This is a genomic window from Nonomuraea sp. NPDC052265 (assembly GCF_044547985.1).
Lineage (GTDB): Bacteria > Actinomycetota > Actinomycetes > Streptosporangiales > Streptosporangiaceae > Nonomuraea.
Map to the genome: position 1 here is coordinate 1 of NZ_JBIUBJ010000063.1, position 2,081 is coordinate 2,081.

At 69.9% G+C, this 2,081-nt stretch carries 1 protein-coding gene; it reads right to left on the reverse strand.

The genetic code is table 11. The features are described from left to right. On the reverse strand, positions 1 to 1,812 hold a 1,812-nt coding region (locus ACIHAD_RS48810; RefSeq protein ID WP_397361744.1), incomplete at its 3' end, for a M4 family metallopeptidase. Between the last annotated feature and the right edge of the window lie 269 nt (positions 1,813 to 2,081).

The following is a 2,081-nucleotide window of genomic DNA, read 5'->3' on the forward strand; positions in this document are numbered from 1 at the left end:
GGCGCCGACCGACAGCGTCAGCGTCGAGGAGTTGCCGGAGGTGACCGAGGAGGGGTTGAAGCTGGCGGTGGTGCCGCTGGGCAGCCCGGTGGCGGTCAGGGCGACGGTCTGGGCGCTGCCCGAGGTGGTCTGGGTGTTGACCGTGGTCGTGGTCGTGGCGCCCTGCTGGGCGCTGCCCGAGGACGGGTTGAGCGTCATCGAGAAGTCGGGGCCGGCGGTGCCGCAGGCCGGCTCGCCGGAGGCCGCCGTGACGCTGACCGCGCTCCAGGCCGCCTTGGTGCTGTTGCACTCGGCGCTGTTGGCGCCGTACAGCTCGATGGCCGCGGCCACCGAGGCCGCCCTGATGTTGGTGTAACGCCAGGAGGAGGTCTTGCGGTTGAGGGCGCCCATGTAGATCTTGCCGGCCTTTTGGATGCTGACGCCGGTCACCGAGGAGGGGCCGCCGGAGCAGATCGGGCTGGAGGGCTTGCCGCCGCCGGGGTTGTTGCCCTCGGCCAGCAGGTAGAACCAGTGGTTGAGCGGGCCGGCCGCCGAGTGCACCTCGGTGTTGGGGATGGAGGAGGAGTAGCAGTTGGGGTCGCCCAGGGCGCTGGGGTTGTACATGTTGCGGATCGGGCCCTGGCCGACCAGGTCGACCTCCTCGCCCACCAGGTAGTCCGGCGGGTCGTTGGGGTTGTTGGCGTAGGCCTCGGTCAGCGCGCCGAAGATGTCGCCGGTGCCCTCGTTGATGCCGCCGTTCTCGTTGCCGGAGCCGGCGCCGCCGGGGGTGGTCTGGAAGACCGCGTGGCCGAACTCGTGGGCCACGACGTCGATCGGGGTGGCCTGCTGGGTGTTGGCCTGGTTGTGGCCGAAGTTGGTGTAGCTGCCGTTCCAGTAGGCGTTGACGTCGGCCAGGCCGACGCGTGCGGGGAAGCCCCGGCCGCTGCCGTCGATGCCGCTGCGGCTGAGCCAGTCGCGCAGCATGTCCCATTCGCGCTGGACGCTGTAGAGGGCGTCAACGCAGGCGGTCTCCAGGTTGGTGCCCGAGCCGTTGCCCCAGGCGTCGTCGGTGCCGGTGTAGGCGCTGCCGCCCTGTCCGCCGCACGCGAGGCCGGGTCTGGTGGTGTCGGTCATCGAGTAGGAGCTGCCCGAGCCGCTGGTGTTGATGGTGACCTGGCCGTAGTAGAAGCCGTTGCCGCTGCCTTCGCGGACCAGGTCCACGGCGTCGGCGACGGTGCCGGTGCGGGCGTCGATGTAGACGTTCTGGACGCTCGGCTTGCCGTCGGCCAGGCCGGAGACCTTGACCTCCCAGGCCAGCTTGGGTGTCTCGCCGCGGGCCAGGACGACCAGGCGGGGGCTGGTGCTGTCGTCGACGCGGGAGAGCCTGGCCTTGGCGGTCTTGGTGGCTTTGGTGGCGCTGACGGTGGCTTTGGTGGCGATGTCGCCGGAGGTGGGTCCGGTGGCCGAGACGGTGTCTCTGACGTGGCCGGCGGCGTCGGTGACGACGACGGCGTCACCGCCGACCATGGGCAGTCCCTTGTAGGTGCGCTCGTAGGCGACGTAGAACATGTCGCTGGAGCCGGGGGTGACGGCGACGCGGCTGTAGGCCTCGTCGGGGCCTCTGCTGAGGTTGTCGAGCTGGCTTGATACGGCCTTGTCGGCGACTGCTGCCGCGAGCGAGGCGGGGTCTGCCGCCGCTGGCGTGGGTGCGCCGGTTCCCTCCTGGGCCGGGGTGACCCCGGGAGGGGCGGCGCTGGCGGGGGACGCTTGTAGCGTCATGGTCGCGGCCGTGGCCAGGCCGGCGACCGCCGCGAGTAAGGCTTTGCGTTTCACGCTGTGGTGCTCCTTTCGGCGGGCTCCCTCCGGCCGTTGCCGTCTTGTGGGCGTGCGCGGGCCGCCACGCGGTCAGGGGTGTCCTGGGTCGCGGTGGCGTGAGGGGGATTTGGGGGGTGATAAAGGGTGACGGATGAGCAAGCGGACCGTTTCGCCTTGTTGCCGCCAGACGCTAAGCGCTTGTTGACTGCTCGAAAATACGTATGTTCATCGGTAGGCATACCGACATTTCTGTTACCGCTGGTCACACCCGTCCACGTGCGGGTAGT